Origin of the sequence: Streptomyces sp. NBC_01450, assembly GCF_036227505.1 — a bacterium.
Taxonomy (GTDB): Bacteria; Actinomycetota; Actinomycetes; order Streptomycetales; family Streptomycetaceae; genus Streptomyces.
In genome coordinates this window covers 5,041,434-5,060,733 of record NZ_CP109480.1, presented here as the reverse complement: position 1 = coordinate 5,060,733, position 19,300 = coordinate 5,041,434, and the positions used below count along the sequence as shown (strand labels likewise).

At 70.8% G+C, this 19,300-nt stretch carries 12 protein-coding genes, 2 pseudogenes and 1 riboswitch; of the genes and pseudogenes, 5 read left to right on the top strand and 9 right to left on the bottom strand.

Annotation, left to right across the window (positions count from 1 at the left end; genetic code table 11):
• Positions 1-219: 219 nt before the first annotated feature.
• A complete protein-coding gene (recQ, locus tag OG568_RS22615) occupies positions 220-2,211 on the top strand; it encodes a DNA helicase RecQ (RefSeq protein ID WP_329536418.1) in 1,992 nt (663 codons plus the stop codon).
• 30 nt (positions 2,212-2,241) lie between these two features.
• On the opposite strand, the gene OG568_RS22610 is transcribed toward recQ, so the two are convergent.
• The 7 genes from OG568_RS22610 to fahA all read right to left on the bottom strand — a co-directional run bounded on the left by OG568_RS22610 (position 2,242) and on the right by fahA (position 10,630).
• Positions 2,242-4,989 (bottom strand): fumarate reductase/succinate dehydrogenase flavoprotein subunit, encoded by a 2,748-nt coding sequence (locus OG568_RS22610; RefSeq protein ID WP_443077726.1) that lies wholly within the window; start codon positions 4,987-4,989, stop codon positions 2,242-2,244.
• A gap of 11 nt (positions 4,990-5,000) precedes the next feature.
• On the bottom strand, positions 5,001-5,810 hold the full coding sequence (locus OG568_RS22605; RefSeq protein ID WP_329532883.1) for an ABC transporter ATP-binding protein: 810 nt from the start codon (positions 5,808-5,810) through the stop codon (positions 5,001-5,003).
• On the bottom strand, positions 5,794-6,651 hold the full coding sequence (locus OG568_RS22600; protein ID WP_329532882.1) for an ABC transporter permease: 858 nt from the start codon (positions 6,649-6,651) through the stop codon (positions 5,794-5,796). Before OG568_RS22600 ends, OG568_RS22605 begins: the two co-directional genes overlap by 17 nt.
• A complete protein-coding gene (locus OG568_RS22595; protein ID WP_329532881.1) occupies positions 6,648-7,997 on the bottom strand; it encodes an ABC transporter substrate-binding protein in 1,350 nt (449 codons plus the stop codon). The genes OG568_RS22600 and OG568_RS22595 overlap by 4 nt, the downstream gene beginning before the upstream one ends.
• Positions 7,998-8,011: 14 nt before the next feature.
• Positions 8,012-8,239 (bottom strand): 4Fe-4S dicluster domain-containing protein, encoded by a 228-nt coding sequence (locus OG568_RS22590; RefSeq protein ID WP_010986276.1) that lies wholly within the window; start codon positions 8,237-8,239, stop codon positions 8,012-8,014.
• A gap of 134 nt (positions 8,240-8,373) precedes the next feature.
• Positions 8,374-9,153, bottom strand: a complete 780-nt coding sequence (locus OG568_RS22585; RefSeq protein WP_329532880.1) for a GntR family transcriptional regulator — start codon at positions 9,151-9,153, stop codon at positions 8,374-8,376.
• Positions 9,154-9,406: 253 nt separating this feature from the next.
• The gene (fahA, locus tag OG568_RS22580) at positions 9,407-10,630 is read right to left on the bottom strand and encodes a fumarylacetoacetase (protein ID WP_329532879.1); all 1,224 of its coding nucleotides are present in this window, start codon (positions 10,628-10,630) and stop codon (positions 9,407-9,409) included.
• A gap of 316 nt (positions 10,631-10,946) precedes the next feature.
• Between fahA and OG568_RS22575 the strand changes: the two genes are divergently transcribed.
• The 4 genes and pseudogenes from OG568_RS22575 to OG568_RS22560 all read left to right on the top strand — a co-directional run.
• Positions 10,947-12,326 (top strand): IS1380 family transposase, encoded by a 1,380-nt coding sequence (locus OG568_RS22575; protein ID WP_329532878.1) that lies wholly within the window; start codon positions 10,947-10,949, stop codon positions 12,324-12,326.
• A 311-nt stretch (positions 12,327-12,637) separates the two neighbouring features.
• On the top strand, positions 12,638-13,888 hold the full coding sequence (locus tag OG568_RS22570) for a carboxylate--amine ligase (protein WP_443077877.1): 1,251 nt from the start codon (positions 12,638-12,640) through the stop codon (positions 13,886-13,888).
• A 28-nt stretch (positions 13,889-13,916) separates the two neighbouring features.
• Entirely contained in the window at positions 13,917-15,119 is a 1,203-nt protein-coding gene (locus OG568_RS22565) for an FAD-dependent oxidoreductase (protein WP_266584746.1), read from the top strand.
• A 304-nt stretch (positions 15,120-15,423) separates the two neighbouring features.
• Positions 15,424-16,224, top strand: a pseudogene (locus OG568_RS22560) (HAD family hydrolase); the annotation flags it as partial.
• Positions 16,225-16,409: 185 nt separating this feature from the next.
• Here OG568_RS22560 and OG568_RS22555 read toward each other — a convergent pair.
• Together OG568_RS22555 and OG568_RS22550 are read right to left on the bottom strand one after the other, a co-directional pair.
• The gene (locus tag OG568_RS22555) at positions 16,410-17,102 is read right to left on the bottom strand and encodes a transglycosylase SLT domain-containing protein (RefSeq protein WP_266584748.1); all 693 of its coding nucleotides are present in this window, start codon (positions 17,100-17,102) and stop codon (positions 16,410-16,412) included.
• A 3-nt stretch (positions 17,103-17,105) separates the two neighbouring features.
• Positions 17,106-17,269, bottom strand: a riboswitch (cyclic di-AMP (ydaO/yuaA leader).
• A gap of 1,101 nt (positions 17,270-18,370) precedes the next feature.
• A pseudogene (locus OG568_RS22550) lies at positions 18,371-19,054 on the bottom strand (CocE/NonD family hydrolase); the annotation flags it as partial.
• Positions 19,055-19,300 lie beyond the last annotated feature (246 nt).

Below are 19,300 nucleotides of genomic sequence, written 5' to 3'. Positions count from 1 at the left end.
CCCTTCTCGCGAGGGGGCGGGGCCCGAGCTGTGATCGGCGCATCGCGTGTCCCCTGTGAATCGAACGCGCGGACTGCTCCGCGCAGGGGAGTGAGAGCGGCCGGACGCGAGTGCGTAGGGAAGCCGATCGGTCGCAGCCTGTGGATAACTCTCGGGCTGTCGGCGCGGACCTCTATCGTGGACGCAGTGGTCGAGGCGCGACGTACGGGGGACAGGACGATGGGCGGGACGGGTGTGATGACCGAAGCGGACGCGACGGAGACGCTGGGAGAGAGCGAGGCACTGGCCACGCTCCACCGGGTCTTCGGGTACGACGCCTTCCGCGGTGAGCAGGAAGCGATCATCGAGCACGTGGTGGCGGGCGGTGACGCTGTCGTCCTGATGCCGACGGGTGGCGGCAAGTCGCTCTGCTACCAGATTCCGGCCCTGGTCAGACCCGGTACGGGAGTCGTGGTCTCCCCCCTCATCGCGCTGATGCAGGATCAGGTGGACGCGCTGCGCGCGCTGGGCGTACGCGCCGGGTTCATGAACTCCACGCAGGACTTCGACGAGCGGCGCGTGGTGGAGGCTGAGTTCCTGGCGGGAGAGCTCGACGTGATCTACCTGGCGCCGGAGCGGCTGCGCCTGGAGACCACGCTGGACCTGCTGTCACGCGGGAAGATCTCCGTCTTCGCGATCGACGAGGCGCACTGCGTGGCCCAGTGGGGGCATGACTTCCGCCCCGACTATCTGGCGCTCTCGCTGCTCGGTGAGCGCTGGCCCGATGTCCCGCGCATCGCGCTGACGGCCACGGCCACCCGCGCGACGCACAAGGAGATCACCCAGCGTCTGGCCATGCCGACCGCCCGCCACTTCGAGGCGAGCTTCGACCGGCCCAACATCCAGTACCGGATCGTGCCGAAGGCCGACCCCAAGAAGCAGCTGCTGTCCTTCCTGCGTGAGGAGCACGCGGGCGATGCGGGCATCGTGTACTGCCTCTCCCGCAACTCGGTCGAGAAGACGGCCGAGTTCCTCTCCCGCAACGGCGTAGAGGCGGTGCCGTACCACGCGGGTCTGGACTCGGGCACCCGCGCCGCCCACCAGTCGCGCTTCCTGCGCGAAGAGGGCCTCGTCGTGGTCGCCACCATCGCCTTCGGGATGGGCATCGACAAGCCGGACGTGCGGTTCGTCGCCCACCTCGACCTGCCCAAGTCGGTCGAGGGCTACTACCAGGAGACGGGACGCGCGGGCCGCGACGGGCTCCCGTCCACGGCATGGATGGCGTACGGGCTTCAGGACGTCGTCCAGCAGCGCAAGATGATCCAGGGCTCGGAGGGCGACGAGGCGTTCCGCCGTCGGGCCGCCGCCCACCTGGACTCGATGCTGGCCCTGTGCGAGACGGTCCAGTGCCGGCGCTCCCAGCTCCTGGCCTACTTCGGGCAGGACCCGCACACCCCGGCATGTGGCAACTGCGACACATGCCTCGCACCGCCCGAGACCGCGGACGGCACGGTCGTGGCACAGAAGCTGCTGTCCACGGTGGTACGGCTGCAGCGCGAGCGCGGACAGAAGTTCGGCGCCGGCCAGATCATCGACATCCTGCTGGGGCGGCGCACCGCCAAGGTGATCCAGTTCGATCACGACCAGCTGTCGGTGTTCGGCATCGGAGAGGAGCTTGCCGAGTCCGAATGGCGCGGCGTGGCGAGGCAGTTGCTGGCACAAGGACTGCTCGCGGTCGAGGGCGAGTACGGGACGCTCGTGCTGACCGAGGAGAGCGGGACGGTGCTGCGGCGCGAGCGCGAGGTGCCGCTCCGCAAGGAGCCGCCGAAGCCCACTGTCTCCCGCTCGTCGTCCTCCTCGTCCTCGCGGGGCGATCGCAAGGCCAAGGCCGCCGCGGCCGACCTGCCCCAGGAGCTCGTCCCCGCCTTCGAGGCCCTGCGCTCCTGGCGCGCCGAACAGGCCAAGGAGCAGGGTGTCCCCGCGTACGTCATCTTCCATGACGCCACGCTCCGGGAGATCGCCACGGTGTGGCCCACCTCGGTCGAAGGCCTCGGCGGCATCAGCGGGGTGGGTGAGAAGAAGCTCGCGACGTACGGGGAGGGCGTCATTGGAGTGCTCGCCTCCCTGGATGGCGGCGCCCCCGGAGGAGCGCCGGCTCCTGCGGCCGGTGAGGCACCGGACCCGGAGTGGCCCGAGATGGACGCGGAGCCGGAGCCGGAGGACTGGATATAGGGCGCCCCGGCCCTCCGCCCGGTCCTGTGGTCACAGGACCCGTGACGCGTAGGCCCTGACGTCCGCGTCGGAGTCCGCCGTGGCCGTGGCCAGGGCCGCGCGGGCGCCCTCGTCGACCGCGGAGTGCCGCACGAGGGCCAGGACCGCCGCCTTGCGGACGTCGGGGTTCGGGTCTTCCAGGGCCTGGGCGAGCGCAGGGACGGCGACCCCGGCCTCGGCGGCGGACAGTGCGGTCGCGGCGCCGGAGCGGACCTGCCAGGCGGCGTCGGCCTGGGCGGCGACGGCCCGCGTGGCCAGGGGCGCGGGGCAGCCGGTGACGGCCAGCGTCGCGAAGGCCGCTGCCCGGACCAGGGCGTCCGGGTCGGTCGTGAGCCGGTCGAGGGTGTCCTCGACGAGCTTTCCCGGGCTCACGTTGGCGAGGGCCTTGGCCACCGTGACGCGGACCTCGCGGGACGGGTCGGCCGCCGCCCGGCTCAGGGGCTCCGCGGCATCGACGGAGACCAGGGCGCGCACGGCCTCGACGCGGACGGCTGTGTCGGGATCGGCGAGGGCGTCCGCGAACAGTTCCGCACCGCCCAGGCGCAGCGCGCGCAGGACGTCCAGGGCGGCGGCGCGTACGACGGAATCGTCCTCGGTGAGGGCGGCGGCGAGGCCCTCGCGCAGGTCGGGCTCGGCAGGCAGGGTCTCCACCAGCTCGCGCAGCGAGGCCGCGGCGGTGGCCCGTACGTCGCCGTGCGGGTCCCGGAGCGCGGCGGCGAGGGCGGGGCCGGTGCCGGGCGGCACGGTCTCGGTGAGGACGCCGACGGCCGAGCGTCGGACAGCGGGGGACGGGTCGTCCAAGTAGGGCTGCAGCGCGGTGAGTTCGGGCTCCTGTTCCGTGAGGGCGAGGAGTTCGAGGAGGTGGGGTGAGGTGCCGTCGCCGGTGTGGTCGAGGCCCCTGCCGTTGGGATCGGTGACAGGGACCGTGACGGCAGGGGACGCCGAGGCCACCGGCACGGCGTCCCGTGCCCCCGCCGTGGCGACCGCCTCCGGATGGACCTCGCCAAGGTGTCGGGAGGGGCCGCCCGTCGGGGTGAAGTCGGGAACCGGGACGAGATAGGGGGCCACGGGACGGGCCGTGAACTCCATGGAGCCGGAGGGGGACTTGTGCAGGTCGAGGTGGTGGAACCAGGAGGCGTCGTCGCGCGCGGGATGGTCCGTGCGGTCGTGGTACAGGCCCCAGCGGGACTCCGTGCGGGCGAGGGAGGCGCGGGCCGCCATCTCCGCGCAGTCGCGGATGAACGTGACCTCGGCGCACCGCATCAGCTCGTGCGGAGTGCGGGCGCCCATCTCCGCGATGTCCGCGCGCATCCGCTCGAACGCCTCCAGGGCGAGGGAGAGCCGGGCGCCGGACTTCGGCGGTGCCACGTAGTCGTTCACGAAGCGGCGGAGTTTGTACTCGACCTGGGACTGCGGGGGCCCGTCCGGGTGGTGCAGCGGACGGTAGACCAGTTCATGCGCGTCGCGCAGCTGGTCCTGCGGCAACTCGCCCTCGTAGGGCTTGTGCTGGGCGGCGTCCGCTCCCGCGAGGTCGCCGAAGACGAACGCGCCGATCATGTAGTTGTGGGGGACACAGGCCAGGTCCCCGGCGGCGTACAGGCGGGGCACGGTCGTACGGGCGTGGTCGTCGACCCGTACGCCCGAGGCGGAGTGGCCGCCGCACAGGCCGATCTCGGAGATGTGCATCTCGATGTCATGGGTGCGGTAGTCGTGGCCGCGACCGGCGTGGAAGGTACCGCGCGTGGGGCGTTCGGTGGTGTGCAGGATGGACTCGAGGGCGCTGATCGACTCCTCGGGGAGGTGGCTGAGCTTGAGGTACACCGGGCCCCGCTCCGAGGCGACCTCGGCGGCGAACTCGGCCATCATCTGGCCCGACCAGTAGTCGGAGTCGACGAAGCGTTCGCCGTGCCGGTTGACCTGGTAGCCGCCGAAGGGGTTGGCGACGTAGGCGCAGGCGGGGCCGTTGTAGTCCTTGATCAGGGGGTTGATCTGGAAGCACTCGATGCCGGTGAGTTCGGCGCCGGCGTGGTAGGCCATGGCGTAGCCGTCACCGGCGTTGGTGGGGTTCTCGTACGTGCCGTAGAGGTAGCCGGAGGCGGGCAGGCCGAGGCGGCCGCAGGCGCCGGTCGCGAGGATCACCGCCCCGGCGCGTACGGAGACGAACCGCCCGGTGCGGGTGTTGAAGCCCGCGGCACCCACCGCACGCCCCTCCGCCGTCAGGACCCGTACCGGCATCACCCGGTTCTCGATGCGGATGCGCTCGCGCATCTCGCGGCGCCGCAACTGCCGGTAGAGGACCTTCTTGACGTCCTTGCCCTCGGGCATGGGCAGCACGTACGAGCCGGAGCGATGCACCTGGCGGACCGCGTACTCACCGTGCTCGTCCTTCTCGAACTTCACGCCGTACGACTCCAGGCGCCGCACCATCGCGAAGCCGCGGGTCGCGGTCTGGCGGACGGTGGACTGGTCGACGATGCCGTCGTTGGCGCGGGTGATCTCGGCGACGTAGTCGTCGGGTTCGGCGCGGCCGGGAATGACCGCGTTGTTGACGCCGTCCATGCCCATGGCGAGAGCCCCGGAGTGACGGACGTGCGCCTTCTCCAGGAGGAGGACGTCGGCCCCGTGCTCGGCGGCGGTGAGTGCCGCCATGGTGCCGGCCGTGCCACCGCCGATGACGAGGACGTCGCAGGACAGCTCTTCGGCGTCCGCGAGCGCGGGGATCTCCACGAGGGTGTCCACGAGGGTGCCTTTCAGGTGCTGAGGGACGTGAGGACCTCGCGGCGCAGGGTGAGCCGCGCCGGGTCGTCGAGCGCGGATCGCTCACGCGGGCGCGGAACTTCACGTACGCAGAGAAGCCGGCCCGGGCTGCCGGGACCGCCGTCGTCGTCGGCCGGGTGTCCGGAGCCGAGAAGTGCGACCCGGTCGCCCAGGAACAGCGCCTCGTCCACGTCGTGGGTGACGAAGACGACGGTCGCTCCGGTGCCGTGCAGTACCCCGACGAGGAGGTCCTGCATACCGGCGCGGGTCTGGGCGTCGAGTGCGCCGAAGGGTTCGTCCATCAGGACGGCGCGGGGTGCTCCGGCGAGGGCGCGGGCGAGCTGGGCGCGCTGGCGCTGGCCGCCGGAGACACGGTGCGGCAACTGCCGTTCGCGGTCGGCGAGTCCGACGCGGGCGAGCCAGCCCGAGGCCTGCGCACGCCGCTCGGTTCGGGACGAGCCCTGGATGGCCAGCGGGAGTTCGACGTTGGCGCGCAGGGTGCGCCAGGGAAGGAGGGCGTCCTCCTGGAAGACGAGTGCTCGGTCGGCACCGGGGCCCACCAGGGGGCGACCGTCCTGGGCGACGGTTCCGGCGAGTGCGGGCAGCAGCCCGGCGAGGGTGCGCAGGAGGGTCGACTTGCCGCAGCCGGAGGGGCCGACGACGGTGAGGATCTCACCGGGGGTGATGTCCAGGTCGACGCCTTCGAGGACGGGGGCGCCGGGGCGGCCGAGCGAGGCGCGTGCGAGGGACAGCCGGGTGCCGCGCGCGGAGACGGGCGTTCCGGTTTCAGACGAGGTGCTCATCGCGCACCTCCTCACCGCGTGCGGGCTCCTGGTCCGGCGAGACCGGGGCGGGGGCCCTGCGCACGCGCGCCCCGGCGACGTACTCGGTGCGTGGCAGCCACCGGGTGAGCCACCGCCCCACGCGCTCGACGGCCGTGGAGGTGACCCAGCCCAGCACACCGATCGTGACCATGCCGACGAAGACACCGGGATAGTCGACGACGGTGTAGTCCTGCCAGGTGCGGTAGCCGACGCCGTACTGTCCGGAGATCATCTCGGCGGAGATCACGCAGATCCACGAGACGCCGATGCCGACCGAGAGACCGCCGAAGATCCCGGGGAGGGCGCCGGGCAGGACGACCGAGCCGAGGATGCGCCATCGGCCGCCGCCCATGGTGCGTACCGCCTCCTCCCACACGGGGGCCAAGGCCCGAACCGCGTGCCGGGTGGAGACCAGGACCGGGAAGAAGGCCGCGGCGCAGGTGATGAAGACGATGCCCTGTTCGTTGCTGGGGAAGAGGAGGATCGCCACCGGGACGAGCGCGATCGCGGGGATCGGCCTCACCACCTCCACGAGCGGGCCGAGCAGGTCCTCGGCGAGGCGCGAGCGGGCCACGAGCACGCCCGTGGCCACCCCCAGGACCGCCGCCAGCAGGAAGCCGGTGAGGATCCGGGTGAGGCTGTCGGTGAGGTCCGTCCAGTAGTCGTGGCCGCCGAGGCGGTCACCGAAGGCACGAGCCACGTCGGCGACGGTGGGGAACTGCGAGAAGCGCAGCCAGAGGTCGACGTTCAGGCTGGTCAGCACTTGCCAGGCGGTCAGGGCCGCGGCGAGCGACGCGGCCCTGACGAGATACCGGGTCATGACGCCCGCTCCAGCGCGGAGGCGTACGAGATCGTGTGCGCGCCCTGGTGGCCGGCGAGGTATGCCCGGGCGGTCTCCGCCGTGACGAACGGGCGCAGGTCGCTGCCGTCGGCCACCCACACCGCCCGGTCGGCGAACCACAGGGTGCCGGTCGTGGCGTCGGGGACGTACGCGGCGCGGACGGCGTCGCGGTGGGAGGACACGTAGTGGAGGAGGGCGGAGGGGGAGGCGAAGGTACGGGTCGAGGAGGCGCCCTTGGGCCACACCTCGCTCGCGGCCGGTGGAGGTGACGCGGCGAGCTGGTCGGCGTACGTGGTCGGGCCGAGGGCGCGCTTGACGTACTGGTCGTCGACGAAGGCGTCCACGTCGACGGCGCCCACGAGCTTCGCCGACTTCAGGACGGCGACGTCCTTCTTCAGCGCGGAGATCAGCTGGGGCTTGAGGGCCGGGTCGAAGGTGGCGATGCCGTGAGCGCCGTTGTACAGGTAGACGACCTCGGCGGGCAGGTCGGTCGCCTTCGCTACCTTCTGGGCGGCGGCCAGCGGGTGGTCGTGCAGGTAGGTCGTCGCCTCCGCCTGGGCCCTGAGGAAGGCCTCCAGTACGGCCGGGCGCTTCTTCGCGAAGTTCTCGCGGGCGGTGACCCCGTGGAAGGTCGGCAGATCGAGCGCGGCGCCGTCGTACAGGGCCTTCGCCCTGCCCTGGAAGGCGAGCAGGCCGGGCCAGGCGACGAACTGCGAGAGCGCGTCGGTGCTGCCCGCGGAGAGGGCCGAGGCGCCCACCGCGGGCTGCTGGTTGAGCTTCTGGATGCCCTTGTCCGGGTCGATTCCGGCGCGCTGCAGCGCTCGTACGAGGGTGCCGTCGGCCGCCGAACCGATGCTGGTCGACACCCTCTTGCCGCGCAGGTCGTCGAGGGTGGCGAGCTTCGAGTCCGGCGCCGTGACGATGGTGTTGAGTCCGCCTCTGAGGTTGTAGCCGGTGACGGAGACGAGGCGGGTGGGGCTGCCGAGCTGTTTGCCGCGGGCCGCGTTGATCAGTAGCGGGAAGTCGCCCATCGAACCGATGTCGATCTTCCCGGCGGTCATCTGGGCGGTGATCGGGGCGCCGGTCGCGTAGTCCTGCCAGTTCACCTTGTACGTGGTGCCGTCCCCGAGGGCCTTGAGCTCCTTCTCGAAGGAGCCGAGGGAACGTAGGAGGGTGCCGGCCGTGACGGTGTTGATGGTCTTGGACTGGTAGCCGACCGTGATGGTGACCGTGGAGCCGGCGCCGGTCGTGGCGCTGCCGCCGCAGGCGGTGAGAGGAAGTGCGAGGGCGGCCGTGGCGAGGGCGGCGAATGCCTTGAGTTTCATGGGAGTCGGTCCTCTCACCGGAGCAGGTAGGGCATGTTGACCGTGACGGCCCCGGTGGGGCAGCGGGCCGCGCAGGGGCCGCAGTACCAGCACTCGTCGACGTGCATGTACGCCTTGCCGTTGCTCTCGTCGATGGCGAGGGAGTCCAGGGGGCACATGTCCACGCAGAGCGTGCAGCCGTCGATGCACTTCGACTCGTCGATGGTCACGGGCACGTCGGCCCGCTGGGGCGCCAAGGGCATGGCTGTCTCCAGAAAAGTCGTGCGTGGGATGAACCGGAAGGGCCCTTCGAAACGATGAAGGGGTGAAGGCGCGGTGGTGGAGGGGCGCGGTGTGGTGAGGGAGGGAGGTGACGGTGACGTGGTGAAGAGAGGCGTCAGAGCGCGCGGCGGAGCTGGCCGCTCATCGTGATGCGGTCGCCACGGAAGCGGATGAACTCCAGGTCCACGGGGCGGCCGTCGGCGAGGTGAGTGAGCCGCTCCAGCATGAGGACGGCCGCACCACGGGGCGCTTGCAGGACGGCCGCCGAGTGTGCGTCGGAGTTGACAGCCTCCAGGGTGATCTCGGCGTGCCCCAGCGGCTGGCCGGCGATGGCTTCCAGGAGACGGAAGACATCGGTGTTCTCGAGGTCGGCGCCGAGCAGGGCGGTGCCGAGGTCGAGGGGGATGTAGGTGAGGTCGAGGGAGAGGGGGAGGCCGTCCAGGCGGCGGAGGCGTTCGATGTAGAGGACGTCCGCGCCGGGTGCGATACGGAGGCGGTCGGCCACGGGGGTGGGCGCGGCCACGGGGCCGACCGTGCGGACCTCGTTGGTGACCTGGCCGTGTTCACGCAGGGTCTCCGCGAGTCCCATCAACCGGTCGAGTCCGTGCGGGTACTTCTGGGCGACGACGACGGTGCCGACGCCGGGACAGCGTTCGACCAGGCCCTCCGCGCGGAGCAGGTCGAGGGCCTGGCGGACGGTGTTGCGCGAGGCGCCGTAGTCGGTGCCGAGAGCGGCTTCGTGCGGCAGGGTGCCGTCCGGGAAACCGCCGGTCAGTACCTGGTGGCGGAGCAGGTCGGCAAGTTGCCGCGCCCGGTCCGCGCGCAGCCGACGCCGGTGGGCGGCGACGGTGGTCGCGCCGAGGCCGGCGTGCTCTCGGATGCGTTCGGTGGGCATGCGACGGACCATACCGACGGGGTGCGGGTGGTGGTGTTGCTGGAGTGTTGCGCCACCTGTCGACCGTGAGGGCCGGGGGCTGGCCTGCGGTTTTGGCCGGGAGGAGAGGAGATCTGCCACCCGTGGGGAGCCACCGCAGGCCTCGCCCCTGCACCCCGCCGGGGCCGCGCCCCCGGACCCCACTGGGCCGACTGACCCCACTCCTCGCCGAGCTGCCGTCCCGGGCCCCGGCCTTGGCCTTTGGGTGCCGGATTCAGGACGCGGTGGGCGCCGGGGTGATGCGGCCCCTCACCTCGCCCAAGCCCACCCGCGTGTCACCGGGGCCCGGGGCCCAGGCGGTCAGGGTGACCTCGTCGCCGTCCTCCAGGAAGGCGCGCTTGCCGTCGGGGAGGTCGAGGGTGTCGCGGCCGTTCCAGGTGAGTTCCAGGAGAGAGCCGCGCTCGTGCTCCGAGGGGCCGCTGACCGTTCCCGAGCCGTACAGGTCGCCGGTGCGCAGGGAGGCTCCGTTGACCGTCATGTGGGCCAGTTGCTGGGCGGCCGTCCAGTACATGGTGGAGAAGGGGGGTTCGGAGACGACGTGGCCGTTGATGGCGACGGAGATACGGAGGTCGTAGCCGCCGGGCTCGTCTTCGGAGTCGTCCAGGTAGGGGAGGAGGGGGTGCGTGCGGGCCGGGGGCGCGACCCGTGCGTCGTCCAGGGCGTCGAGCGGGGTGATCCAGGCCGACACCGAGGTGGCGAAGGACTTGCCGAGGAAGGGGCCGAGAGGGACGTACTCCCAGGCCTGGATGTCGCGCGCCGACCAGTCGTTGAGGAGGCAGAGGCCGAAGACGTGGTCGCGGAAGGAGGAGAGCGGGACGGGTGTGCCCCTGGTCGAGGGTGCGCCGACCACGAAGCCGACCTCCGCCTCGATGTCGAGCCGGATGGAGGGGCCGAAGACCGGGGCGGTGTCGGAGGGGGCCTTGCGCTGGCCCGAGGGGCGGACCACCTCCGTGCCCGAGACGACGACCGTGCCGGAGCGGCCGTGGTAACCGATCGGCAGGTGCTTCCAGTTGGGGGTGAGGGAGTCGGTGGCGTCGGGGCGGAAGATCTGTCCGACGTTCCGGGCGTGGTTCTCGGAGGCGTAGAAGTCGACGTAGTCCGCGACCTCGAAGGGGAGGTGCAGGGTCACCTCGGAGAGGGGGTGCAGGAGAGGTGCGATGGTCTCCCGGTGGGCCGGGACCGTCACCCAGGCGGTGAGTGCGCGGCGTACGTCGGACCAGGCCGTGCGGCCGGCGGCGAGCAGCGGGTTCAGGGTGGGCTGCGCGAGCAGTTCGGCGTACGGGGAGCCGAGCGCGCGGGCGGTCGCGCCCGCGTCGAGGACGTGGTCGCCGAGCCGGACGCCGACGCTCCGCTCGGACGCTCCGGCCCGGGAGAAGACGCCGTAGGGGAGGTTGTGCGGGCCGAAGGGGTCGCCCTCGGGGACGTCGAAGGGGGGCATCGGGTGGTGCCTCGCTTTCGTGGTCGTACGTGCCGTGTGATCCGCGCGGTCCATGTGCGGGCGTCTCACGTGTTCCGGGTGGTCGCGGCACAGGTTACGGGGGAGTGACGTGGTGTGGCAGTGGGCAGAGAGTTGCCGTGGGGTGTCGTGAGTCGCCGTGGCAGTATCCGAAGAGTTGCCCCGCCCGCGCCTAACCTCGCGCTTTCGCGAGTGGGCCTGTCCGGGTCTTGATCAAATAAGTGGAGAGTGCTGCTGACCTGCAACGATGGGACTTGTCGAGGGTCCTGTCAGTTGCGAGGAAAGAAGCACTCTCCAGGTGAAGAAGCGTAGCGGGTCGTATCCGCGTGTTCGTGTCGAGGGCGGCGGCCGTGGGGTGGTCTCGCAGGCCGGGGCGGTGCTGCTGGTCGAGACGGTCCGCAAGTCCGGGCTGGACACCGCGATAGCGGCGGCACTGGCGCCGTGGCGCAAGCCGCGGGCAGTGCACGATCCGGGGAAGATTCTGCTGGATGTGGCCCTGGCCGTCGCGCTCGGCGGGGACTGTCTGGCCGACGTCGGCATGCTGCGGGCCGAGCCCGACGTGTTCGGCCCCGTGGCCTCCGATCCGACGGTCTCCCGTCTCGTCGACGCTCTCGCCGCAGCCGGCCCGAAGGCGCTCACCGCGATCCGGTCAGCGCGGGGCGAAGTGCGGTCGCGGGTCTGGGAGTTGGCCGGTGCGGATGGTCCGGCCGCCGGTGGCAGCGTGATCGTGGACATCGACGGCGTCCTCGTCCTGGCGCACTCCGAGAAGCAGGATGCCACCGCGACCTGGAAGAAGACCTTCGGCCATCATCCGCTCGTCGCGTTCGTCGACCACGGCGAGGCCGGGTCCGGGGAACCGGTGGCCGCGCTGCTTCGGCCCGGCAACGCCGGCTCCAACACCGCCACCGACCACATCGAAACCGCCCGACTCGCCCTGGCCCAGCTGCCCAGACACCTGCGGCGGGGACGGCAGACACTGATCCGGACCGACTCCGCAGGCGGCACCCACGCCTTCCTCGGCTGGCTCTCCCGCCGGGGCCGGTGGCTGTCGTATTCCGTCGGAATGACCATCACCGACGCCATCCACCAGGCCGTCCTGAAGATTCCGAAGAAGGCATGGACGCCGGCCTGCGACGCCGACGGCACCGAGCGGCCCGGCGCCTGGGTCGCAGAGATCACCGACATCCCCGACCTGAGCACGTGGCCCAAGGGCATGCGGCTGATCGTCCGCAAAGAACGACCGCACCCCGGCGCCCAGTTGCGCTTCACCGACCTCGACGGACTACGACTCACCTGTTTCGCGACCAACACAAAAGGCGGCCAGCTCGCCGACCTGGAGCTGCGTCACCGCCGCCGGGCCCGCTGCGAGGACCGCATCCGAAACGCCCGCGCCACCGGACTGCGCAACCTGCCCCTGCACGACACCGCCCAGAACCGGATCTGGCTGGAGATCGTCCAGATCGCACTCGACCTCCTCGCCTGGATGCCGATGCTCGCCCTGATTGCACAAACCCGCCGCTGGGAGCCCAAACGGCTTCGCCTGCGCCTGTTCTCTGCCGCCGCCCAGCTGGTCACCACCGGCCGCCGCCGCTGGCTCCGCTTCACCGCCCGATGGCCCTGGACGGATGTGATCACCCTCGCGATCCAGCGACTCGCAGCCCTGCCGAACCCCGGCTGACCAGCGACTCCGACCATCCCGACGAACCAAAGCAACATCCCGGAGCCGTGGAACCCCGGCGCCCACCCGACGCGACAGCCGGGCCACCAACCTGCCCCAGCCCACGAAAATCCGCACCACCCAAGCACAGAGTCCCCGTCAGCGAACCGACGAGGACTCATGAACGATCGAGGCTAAAGAGTTCGCAATGTCCCAATAGGCCTTGTCGGACGCGGTAATTCCGGCTTAGCGTCCTTTGGGGACACGGACGGGGTGGGTCCGGTCCGTAGGGGGGACACGTGGGGGGACCCGTGGCCAGGAGCGTCAGCGGAGTGCCGGTCGACGCCGATCGCGACGTTCCGGGCCTGATCGTGAAGTTTGGCGACTATCCGCTGCACCACGGCGGCGTGGGCGCCATCCGAAGTCTGGGCCGCCTCGGCATACCGATGTATGCGATCACCGAGGACCGTTACACGCCTGCCGCGGCCTCGCGCTATCTGCGCCGCGCCTTCGTCTGGCCGACGACGGGCACGGAGGAGCCGGAGCGTCTCGTCGAGGGGCTGCTGCGGATCGGGGCCCGCATCGGGCGGCCGACGGTGCTCGTCCCGACGGACGAGGAGGCGGCCGTCCTGATCGCCGAGCACCAGGAGGAGCTGGGGGAGCGGTTCCTCTTCCCCCGGGTGGACGCCAAGCTGCCCCGGCGCCTCGCCAGCAAGCAGGGCCTGCACGAACTCTGTGTGGAACACGGCATTCCCAGTCCGGCGGCGGCTTTTCCGCAGTCGTACGAGGAGATCGTGGCGTTCGCCGAGAGCGCCCGGTTTCCGATCGTCGCCAAGAACCGCGAGGCGTTCGTCCGCCGCAGCCAGCCGGCGGTGAACGGGACGACGAGGATCGCGACCCGGGAGGGGCTGCTGACGCTCGCCCGGGACTGGGGTGATCAGCCGGGCGTCATCCTCCAGGAGTACCTGCCCAGGGAGGAGGCGGAGGACTGGATCGTGCACGCGTACTTCGACGCGGACTCGACGCCGCTCGCGATGTTCACGGGCGTGAAGGTCCGCTCCTGGCCACCGCACGCGGGCATGACGGCGAACGCGTACGTCGTCGACAATCCGGAACTCGCCGATCTCGCCGCGCGTTTCATCAAGCAGATCGGCTTCAGCGGCGTCATCGACCTCGACCTGCGCTTCGACCGGCGCGACGGACAGTACAAACTCCTCGACTTCAACCCCCGGATGGGCGCGCAGTTCCGGCTCTTCGAGAGCGAGTCGGGGATCGACGTCGTCCGCGCCATGCATCTCGACCTGACCGGGCGCACCGTTCCCGAAGGGGAACAGCGGGCCGGCCACCGGTACATCGTGGAGAACATCGACCTACCGGCCCTGCTCGCCTACCGACGCAGCGGCTATACGACCCCGCACGCGCCGGCGCGCGCAAGCGGTACGGAGCTGGCCTGGCTGGCGGGTGACGACCTGCGGCCGTTCTTCACGATGCTCGCGCGCTTTGTACGGCCGGGTGCGAGACATCTGTATCAGCTGTGGCGGACCAACCGCCGTGGCAGCAGTACGAGTGCGACCACGAAGTGACGAAAGTACGTCCTGGGGAGGGGACTTCGTGATTCATCCGGTAGCAGTCATCGGTGCCGGCCCGTTCGGCCTGTCCACCGCCGCCCATCTGCGGGCGCGCGGCATTCCGGTGCGTGTGTTCGGCCAGCCCATGGTGAGCTGGCGTGATCACATGCCCCAGGGAATGCTTCTCAAGTCGACCCCGGTCGCGTCCAGCCTGGACGCCCCGCAGCCCGGCCACACGATCGCCGACTACTGCGACGCGGCGGGGATACGCCGGCTCGTCACGGACGAGGACATCATCCCGGTCGAGACGTTCATCGCGTACGGCGAGTGGTTCCAGCAGAAGCTGGTGCCCGAGCTGGAGCGGGTGCGCGTCGTGTCCGTCGACCGCCGGGGCCGCGAGGGCTTCGAACTCAAGCTGGACTCCGGGGAGTCGTTCACGGCGCGGGCGGTCGTCGTGGCCACCGGTCTGTACGGACTCGCCCACTTGCCGCCCGAGCTCGGCGGCGCGGCGGCGGACGGACCCACACCCACCGGCCCCGTCTCGCACAGCTCCCAGCACCACGAGCTCAGCCGGTTCTCCGGCAAGGAGCTGATCGTCGTCGGCGCGGGCCAGTCCGCCCTGGAGACAGCGGCGCTCGCGGCGGAGGCGGGCGCGCGGGTGCGGGTGGTGTCCCGGGGCAAGGGCAGGGTGGCCTTCGGCGCGCCGCCCTGGAAGCAGCCGAAGCTGCGTCCCGAGTCGCCGTTCGGACGTGCATGGTCCCTGTGGGCGCTCAGCTACTACCCCCACCCCTACCGCTATCTGCCCGCCGAGGCCCGGCACTACCTGGTCCGCCGGGTGCTCGGACCGCTCGGCGCGTGGTGGCTGCGCGACCGCTTCGAGGGCAAGGTCGAGGTCAGCGAGGTCTCCGGGATCGTCCGCGCCGACGTCTCCGACGGGCGTCCGGTGCTCTCCGTCCAGACCCTGGGCGGCCGGAGCGAGGAGCTCTCCGCCGACCATGTCATCGCGGCGACCGGTTATCGCGTCGACATCGCCGCGATGGACTTCCTGGGGCACGAGTTGCGTACGGCGCTCGCGGTGAGCCGCGGCACCCCCAAGCTCGGTGCCGGGTACCGGTCCTCGGTGCCCGGGCTGTACTTCACGGGGCTGCCGGCGGCGGCTTCGTACGGGCCGGTGATGCGGTTCGTGTGCGGTACGGAGTTCGCTTCGCCGCGGTTGGCCAAGCACTTGGCGGGCGCGCACGGGTGAGGCGTCCGGGGGCCGTACGGTCGAGGGGGCGGTGGCTTGTGGGCCACGCCCCCGGGCCGAGCCCAACCCGCAGCGCCGGAGCTCGTGTTGGGGTCGGACAGCCAAAGTCACCGGAGCCGCGTCATCCTCTGGAGTGACATTCCGGTCGGAGTCTTTTCGTACCGCCCGCCTCGGTGGACGGGGGCCGAAGTGGACTTTGTACGCCCGGTACGCCCCGTACGGTGAACGGCGTTGCTGTCGGGATACCGGACGTCGTCTGGTTCACGCCGGGCCGACGAGTCGTTCGATCCGTATTCTTCGGATCATGGCCGCTCCGACTGCATATTCACTTATCGCCACTGACCTGGACGGAACGCTGCTCCGCGGCGACGACACCCTCTCCGACCGGTCCCGGGCCGTGTTGGCGAGGGTGGCCGAGGCGGGCGCCCGGCACCTGGTCGTGACGGGGCGCCCGGCGCCGAGAGTACGACCGCTGCTCGACGAACTCGGCGGCGCGGGGCTGGCGGTGTGCGGGCAGGGGGCGCAGCTGTACGACGCGGCGGCGGACCGTCTGCTGTGGTCGGTGACCCTGGACAGGGAACTCGCGGAGACCGCGATCGGCAAGATCGAAGCGGAGGTCGGACTGCTCTACGCCGCTGTGGACCAGGACGGTGTGGACGGGCTGACGCTCATCGAGCCGGGGTATGTGATGCCGCATCCGACGCTTCCCGCGGTACGGGTGCACCACCGCGACGACCTGTGGACGAAGCGGATCAGCAAGGTGTTGCTCCGTCACCCCTCGCTGTCCGACGACGAGTTGGCGTCAGCGGCCCGGAGCGTGGTCGGCTCCCTGGCCACCGTCACCATGTCGGGGCCCGGGACCGTCGAACTCCAGCCATGCGGCGTGACCAAGGCGACGGGTCTCGCGCTCGCCGCCGCCCATCTCGGCCTCACTCCCGCCGCCACCATCGCCTTCGGTGACATGCCCAACGACATCCCTATGTTCGACTGGGCCGCCCATGGGGTCGCCATGGCCAACGCCCATCCGGAGTTGAAGGCGGTGGCCGACGAGGTGACGCTGTCGAACGAGGACGACGGGATCGCGGTGGTGCTGGAGCGGTTGTTCCCGTGCCCGCCGGTTCAGTCCCGAGAGTTCTCGGAGTTCTCAGGGTCCTCGGAGTCTCGAGAGCCCTCAGAGTCCCGAGAGCCCTCGGAGTCCCAAAGGTCCGGAAAGTCTGATGGGTCCTATTCGTCCCGTCAGGCTTCTGGGCCCCTTTGGCCCCGGCAGGCGCACCAGCCCTACCAGTCGTATCAGTAGGCCCCGTGGACGTTGTCGATCGAGCCGTACCTCGCCGCCGCGTAGTTGCAGGCCGCCGTGATGTTCGCCACCGGGTCGTAGGGATCCATTGACGTGCCCGGCACGTGGTAGGCCTTGAACGTCGGGTCGATGACCTGGAGGAGGCCCTTGGAGGGGATGCCGGCAGCGGCGTTGGAGTCCCACTTGTTGATGGCCAGGGGGTTTCCGGAGGACTCGCGCATCACGTTGCGGTAGATGCCGTTGTAGGTCCCGGGTATCCGGTGCTGGGCCATGATGGCCAGCGAGTGCTTGATCCAGCCGTCGAGGTTGTTCGTGTACGTCTTCGCGGAGGCCTGGGTGGCGGTCGCCGGCTTCGCTTTGGTACCGCCATGGACGGTTTTGGTGCCCACGGTCAGGGTGAGGCCCGTGCGGAGCGCCGACGGGTCGGGGCCGATGACCGCGCGGTTGGCCTTGTACAGCTTCGCCACGCCGCCGCTCGTGGGGTTCTTCTGCGCGATCTTGGACAGTGTGTCGCCCGCGACCACCTTGTACGTGATGAGCTGGACGTCCGGGGTGGTGGCGGCCTGTGCGCCGGTCGCGCCCACGATCGGAAGGGCGAGCGCGGCTCCACCCGTTCCCACGGCGAGGATGCCCCGGACGAGGGTGTTGCGGGTCTTGGATCTGCGGTGCTTGCCAAGTGCGGCCATGCGAGTTCCTCTCCGGTGCCTGCGAGGTGAGCTGTCGGGTTCGGGCGGAGCTGCCCGGCCGCACGGTGTGTGCGGTTTCACCCCTAGCCGTTCCGGTGTGCGGATCGGCGACTTACCTGGGTCCCCCGCTCCTGCCGTGCGTGCGTCTGTGTGGGTGGGTGGAATATTCCGGTCGGCGGCAGGATTGGGCGGTCCGTCCGGATCGACGTGAACGTATGCGAGAGCACATGTCCGGAACAAGCCCTCATTTCCCGGTGTAGATCGCTTTCACCTGGGCAAATCGAGGGATGAATTGCCCGATTTTTCCGGAACGTGCCACTCAACTTGCCTTATGCGAAGGGGGAGTCGTCAAGGGAGGGTAAATATTCCGCCCCACGTGGACGTGACCCAATTCACGAGACCAAGCGTGAGTAATGCCGCACTGGCGGCAAATCGGACATCAGGATCCGAGTGTCCGGGCCGATGAACCCGCGGGTGGAGCCGGGTGTGCCTCCCGCACGGACGGGCCAGTGTCGGGGTGGCCGCCGGGGAGCCGGCCGGTGTGGGGCTTGAAGTAGAGGCCGCGGGACCGGCATTCGGGGAGTTCGTGGCACATCAGGTCCGGGTATGGCCCGAACTCCTGCCCCGCATAAGCCCCGTTGGTCCTCGCCGACGCCTCGCCGCCGCCGTCGGCATTTCGGTCCGTCGTGCGGGCGATCCTCTTCTCCCATGTCCGATGGAGGGCGACCTCGTCGCCGTCCTTGCGGACCGGTTCGTTGGAGGTGGTGAACTCCCGGGCGTCGCAGCCGATTTCGCGGCGCGTCTCGATCCGGGCGTCCCGGTGCGGCTCCGGGCGGTACGGCGTGGCTCCGGGGGGTGCGGACGGACCGACCTCGTTGAGCGGACGCGGGTGGAGAGCGGGTCCGACTCCCTTGCTCGCGACGGGAGTTCGAGGAAGCTGCCCGCCGGGCCCAAGGCGAACCCCGCCTCCGAGCCCGGATTCCAGGAGACCGCCTGATCGGGGTCGTGAACGCGCCGGCAGGTCCAGAGCGCCCCGGGGCACCACTGTCGAGGAACCGTCGGCAGCGACGTCGCACACCCGGGCGATCACCTGGCCTCAGGGGGAGTGGGGGAGTGGGACTGGGGGGGGGAGGGCCGGACGGTGTCACCCACCCAGCGGCCGGCGGCTGCTCCATCACGCCCGGGCCCGGATCGGCGAGCGAGCCGGGGCCGGGATTGTTGATCACGCCGAGGCCGGGTCGGTGGCTCATGCCGGGGTCGCGCCCGGGGACGCTCGTACTGGTCGGCCTCAGCCGGCGGTCCCACCACCTCGGCGTCTCCTGGAGGAAGCCGGTCGCCGGGCCCGGCGGCAGATCCCGGTCCGGGTGCTGGTGGCATCAGGGGCCGATCGGGGCGCGCACACGGTCGGCGGGGAGGTTCTCGACCAGCCGCGGCACCGTGTCGCGGTAGGGGTCGTGCCGGCCGTCCGCCGCCAGGACGGCGGCCGGGATCCCTTCGTGTCCTCCGTCCGCGTGCACACCGGCGTGGCGCCAGTACGCGTCCCGGGCCGGGTGGGACAGCCACGTATGGATGAACGGCTCCACCGTCTCCAGACGCTTCACCCGCGTGTCGCGCCACATCACCTGGCCCACGTGCGCCGGGTCCGGCGGACGGGTGACGTCGGTGAGCGCCGTGGCCGCCCGGGCGTGCGTCTCGACGGCGGGGACGGAACCTCCCATGTGGCGCTGGTCGTTGTCATAGGGCTCGTCGGTCGAGCGGACCGTGACGATCGCCTTGAGCGGTTCGGGCGCGAGGGCCGCGATCCGGCGGGAGGCTCCGTACGGGTCCGTCGGCACGCCCTCTCCGAGTCCGGTCGGTGAGGCGGCCCGGGCGATATTCGAGGAGTGTGGGGACGACGGCGTCGGTCAATGGGCGCCGCGCGCGTACAGGCGGGCGTCGTCCGGGAGGGGGATTTACAGATCGGCCATATCGGCTGATCTATCACATACCGCCCGCGATCCCGCACGGCCCGGGCGCGGGACTGTCTGCCGCTCGGGGGACATCGGATGGCGAGGGAGGGGGAAGTCGGGAGGAAGTCGGCAGTGGGGACGGTGGGCGCTCGTGGTGATCGAAACGTGACCGGATACGCTGACTTGAGTGATGGCAGCGACACATCGACAAACCGTGTCATCGACCGAATGATCGACCGAGTTCGCCAT